Annotated in this window: 8 protein-coding genes; 1 reads left to right on the plus strand and 7 read right to left on the minus strand. The window is 51.3% G+C overall.

Translation table 11 applies throughout. The annotated features are described in order from the left end of the window. Nucleotides 1–21: 21 nt before the first annotated feature. The 7 genes from DQ405_RS25600 to DQ405_RS25630 form a co-directional block, all read right to left on the minus strand. Nucleotides 22–477 (minus strand): hypothetical protein, encoded by a 456-nt coding sequence (locus DQ405_RS25600; protein ID WP_168426434.1) that lies wholly within the window; start codon nucleotides 475–477, stop codon nucleotides 22–24. A gap of 73 nt (nucleotides 478–550) precedes the next feature. Then, on the minus strand, nucleotides 551–976 hold the full coding sequence (locus DQ405_RS25605) for a hypothetical protein (RefSeq protein WP_168426435.1): 426 nt from the start codon (nucleotides 974–976) through the stop codon (nucleotides 551–553). Between the two features lie 52 nt (nucleotides 977–1,028). Continuing rightward, nucleotides 1,029–1,445 carry a GFA family protein gene (locus DQ405_RS25610; protein WP_168426436.1) on the minus strand — a complete coding sequence of 139 codons (417 nt, stop codon included), beginning with the start codon at nucleotides 1,443–1,445 and terminating at the stop codon, nucleotides 1,029–1,031. Then, a complete protein-coding gene (locus DQ405_RS25615; RefSeq protein WP_168426437.1) occupies nucleotides 1,442–1,879 on the minus strand; it encodes an SRPBCC family protein in 438 nt (145 codons plus the stop codon). Before DQ405_RS25615 ends, DQ405_RS25610 begins: the two co-directional genes overlap by 4 nt. Nucleotides 1,880–2,031: 152 nt before the next feature. Beyond that, nucleotides 2,032–2,274 (minus strand): hypothetical protein, encoded by a 243-nt coding sequence (locus DQ405_RS25620; RefSeq protein ID WP_168426438.1) that lies wholly within the window; start codon nucleotides 2,272–2,274, stop codon nucleotides 2,032–2,034. Nucleotides 2,275–2,348: 74 nt separating this feature from the next. Then, entirely contained in the window at nucleotides 2,349–2,714 is a 366-nt protein-coding gene (locus DQ405_RS25625) for a glyoxalase superfamily protein (RefSeq protein ID WP_168426439.1), read from the minus strand. A gap of 93 nt (nucleotides 2,715–2,807) precedes the next feature. After that, nucleotides 2,808–3,206 carry a hypothetical protein gene (locus DQ405_RS25630; RefSeq protein ID WP_168426440.1) on the minus strand — a complete coding sequence of 133 codons (399 nt, stop codon included), beginning with the start codon at nucleotides 3,204–3,206 and terminating at the stop codon, nucleotides 2,808–2,810. A gap of 329 nt (nucleotides 3,207–3,535) precedes the next feature. On the opposite strand from DQ405_RS25630, the gene DQ405_RS25635 reads away from it, so the two are divergent. Then, the coding region (locus DQ405_RS25635; RefSeq protein ID WP_168426441.1) for a helix-turn-helix domain-containing protein at nucleotides 3,536–3,825 on the plus strand (290 nt) is incomplete at its 3' end.

The raw sequence follows: 3,825 nt of genomic DNA on the forward strand, positions 1-3,825 counted from the left end.
CCTGACCGCTGACTGAATTAATTAGCTGCCCAAGAGCACACCACAAGTCAGAACAGAGCCGCATATCGCTACTTGATTCACTAAAAAACCTGTAGCGAAACCTAGTGCGCCAGTTGTGAAAGCGAGAGCTGGCCTACGATTTTTTGCATGTCGACTGATAATCCCCGTTATGAATAAGCCAATAGCTGCGCCAGGTAGTGAAAATAGGTGGCCTAGGGCAAGTAGGTCCTCAGCGGTTGACGGCGCCCAATTAGCCCTTACGTAAACGAGGAAGGTTACGGCTGCAGCAAACACGGCACCCGAAATAAATAACGGTTTCGTTTTTATAGCTGCAGAAAGAACAAAAATCGCGAGAAAAACGGACGCGTAGTACCACTGTCCGATAAAAAGCACATCGCCTTTCGTGAGGGTGACGGTGAGAGCCGCAGCAATGGCTATGGCTGTAACGATTGCGTCGGTGCGTAGTGCCAGCAGCATGGGGTGACATCCTTGTCTAGCGGCGCCCGCCTAGCGAACAAATGGAAAGCGCGGGGAGGGATGAACTTAAGACTTAAAACGTGTCGTCATACCGAACACGTGTGTACTCGCCAAAAAGCGATAGGTTGAAAGAATCATTCGCACCGCCCGATTCTGGTAGGAAACCCGTCGTCCGCTTTCCATTTTCGAATACCGCATACCAGTGAAGTGATGAGCAACCCGCAAATCCGCAGTCGCCGCCGCACACAGAGCGATAGGCTGTGCCGGTGAACGGCGTATCGTCGTTTCGAGTGAAAGCAATTCCGTCCCGGTAACGTAGCGCGTCATCAAACTCAACCGCGCCGGCCAAGACGTAGCGGCAATACCCAACGTTCATCAGAAGAATCGCTACCACCGTTGTGATCGCGACAAAGCAGAGGATCAGGAATACCGGTGGCATTGTTTTTGTCATGTCTGCCCAGAAGGTTTTTCCGAAGTTTAAACCGGTTGCGCTCGGCATCACCTACGGACTTTCACGCATTGCCTACTTGGCTGCTTTTCGATGTTTCCCATCACCATGCGACCACATCATCAGTACCCCCAAACACCCCCGGCAGGGACGAGTAGTGCGGTAAATCATCCACAACCGGAAGAACCGCGAACTGACAATGAATGTGAAACGCCGGTGTGAACATGCCTGGCGGTAACAGGTTTGCCTTGACGCCTGTCAGCTCTGAATCTGGCACACGCGCGATCAAAAGAGTCCCACATGACGAGCAGCGTTGTCGGGGCAGTGTCTTGTACGTCCACGATATCGGTGCGCCTCGAATGACCTCGACGGCATCCGAGGGAAAGACAGCAATACCCACATACGACGCCCCATGCACGGCCTGACAATCGTCACAGTGGCAGTAGAACTGAGCCAACGGCTGATGGTGGATCCGCAGGTGAATGGCTCCGCATAAACAGCGAGTGTCGATACGACTCATGGCTGGTCCTCCACCATGGCTTTGATAATCGCTAATTCTTCGCTGGCGCTATACGCGTCGAACCACTGCTGGCCTTGTGGATCGATCGCCAGGTCTCCGAGCATAAACGCCAGACGAGAGCCGCCGTCCGATTCCGAAAGCGCTAACGCATATGTCACCTCTTCCGGTCTTGCCTTCCGTTGCCAACCGATATCCTCCAGCGCGAGCACCAGCTTCTGCAGTGGATCAAGCGTGACGACCGTACCGGTGAGATAGGTTTTGCCATGGTCGTCGTTCCAGCGAATCCTATCTCCCAGTTGCAGCGGGCCATCACTCTCTAAGGCCGGCTCCACCAGCATCCAGCGCCTTATCGCACTCGGCGACGTAATGGTGCTCCAGACCTTCAATGGTGGCGCGCTTATGTAGATGGTTTTTCTGACGATTAGCTCTGCCATCGTGTTCTCCTTCTTGCCGACTTAGCGAGGGGTTGTCTGCCGCTTCATCAAGTTAGTCGAACGAACACGATCCATATCGACACCCGGCGGGGCATGAGCCGGTATCGATTAAGCGAAGCGAACGCTTCGAACCATTTGTTGGGCAAAAACCACTACAGGGCGCGATATACAAAAGCCAGTAACGAAACACCTAATGCTGACCAGATAAAGCCAACGACATAAGCACCCACCTGCGGACCAAAGAAAATAGAAAACAGCATTCCTAAACCACAGACGCTTCTACAGCTTGAGTTCTCCCCCGCGGATAAAGTTTGCATGCCAAAAATGAAGCTGGCACCTAAGAGCAAAAACAATACACCGGCCAGGATAAGGAGCAGGGGCGCGCTTGATTTCATTTTTGCCTAACGTTTGGTTAAGGGGCGGGCTTTAGCCCGTCCCAGTGAGCGTAGCGAACGATTTGAGCCAGCTGTTATGTGTTTGCCGGCCCATTAAATAGCACCCTGTTTGAAAATGGGTCTGTTACCGTAAAGCAACGATCACCCCATGGAGCCTGCTCAATTGCCGGCTTACTGTACTTATACGGCCGGGAAGTAACCTCGTGATAAAACGCTTCAAGATCACTTACGTTGACAAAAATTTTACTGCCAGGCGTGCAATCGCCCGAATGTTCGCTGAGATGGAAGACAAGATTTCCTTTTGACACCTGCATGTAGGTGGGAAAACCCGGCTCAAAGCGGTGTTCCCAATCCAGATTCATACCCAAAAATTCGAGGTAAAACTCTTTCGCTTTGCCTTCATCGAAAATTCGCAAAATAGGTATTGTTTGAAATTCCATGCTCGATCCTTGATTACACATAACGTTTGGTTAAGGGGCGGGCTTTAGCCAATCGCAGTGAGCGAGGCGAACGATTTGAACCACTTGTTAGGCTTATTCTGCGATGCAGAATGAAGCTTCTTTCCCATTGGAAATTAATGAGCCAAGCCATACACCAGGCCCACAACCATAAAAACTACCAAGGCTAACCCAACCTTCGTGGCGCGTGGCTGGCTCATTATTTTCGAAACTTACTTTAATGTAACTCTTGCATACGGGAAGTTTTAATGGAATCGGGACTATTGCCCATAAAGTAGCTCCGCACCACTTTCGCTCTGACTTTAAGGTCACGCTACCATTTTCTGGATGCTCGCTCTTGCTCCAGAAATGCTTAGCTCCATTCGCATAATATATACTTGCAGCTTTTGACGTTTTTGATTGCTGAATGTCTGTGTGTATTCCTACACATCCGCCGACGCTAATTAATGCAGTAAAGAAAAATACAGTTTTCACGCGAAGCCTAACGTTTTGGTTAAGGGGCGGGCTTTAGCCCGTCCCAGTGAGCGCAGCGAGCGATTTGAACCACTAGTTAGGGTTGTCCGCCGATTTGGTTAGTGCCGGCCTCTCGAAATATGATTGAAGCCTTAGCGCATAAAAATAAGGAAAACAAACGATGCTGCCTACTAAGAACACCTTCCAGCCAGAAATGTTAAGGATTTGAGCTGATAAACTTGATCCGACAGTAAATAGTGCGCCATATAGGAATGCTTTGAATATGATGCCCGACGGCGGCGGCAAAAACTGAGTGCAACACCTGACCTTTCCGGTACGGTGCTGCCCCTATGTCTTATACCGAACTCAGCGTTGAAGAGCGCGCCACCATTCAAATCGGTCGTACCCAAGGCTTCAGCCTGCGCAGGATTGCCTGCTTGATCAACCGATCCCCTTCGACCATCAGCCGTGAGCTGCGCCGTAACCGAGGTGCTTGCGGTGGCTACTCGGCCCGTCTGGCCCAGCAGCAAATGCAGACCCGCCGCCAGGTTTGTCGACCGATGCGAAAACTGTTGCCGGGTAGCGAGCGCTTCGAACTGGTGACCCATATGCTGCGTGAGCGTTTGTCTCCCGAGCAGAT

The organism is Pseudomonas sp. SST3 (assembly GCF_003325755.1).

Coding starts and splice junctions, on each gene's coding strand:
- DQ405_RS25600 (WP_168426434.1), bottom strand. CDS start 477: ATGCTGCTGGCACTACGCACCGACGCAATCGTTACAGCCATAGCCATT.
- DQ405_RS25605 (WP_168426435.1), bottom strand. CDS start 976: ATGCCGAGCGCAACCGGTTTAAACTTCGGAAAAACCTTCTGGGCAGAC.
- DQ405_RS25610 (WP_168426436.1), bottom strand. CDS start 1,445: ATGAGTCGTATCGACACTCGCTGTTTATGCGGAGCCATTCACCTGCGG.
- DQ405_RS25615 (WP_168426437.1), bottom strand. CDS start 1,879: ATGGCAGAGCTAATCGTCAGAAAAACCATCTACATAAGCGCGCCACCA.
- DQ405_RS25620 (WP_168426438.1), bottom strand. CDS start 2,274: ATGAAATCAAGCGCGCCCCTGCTCCTTATCCTGGCCGGTGTATTGTTT.
- DQ405_RS25625 (WP_168426439.1), bottom strand. CDS start 2,714: ATGGAATTTCAAACAATACCTATTTTGCGAATTTTCGATGAAGGCAAA.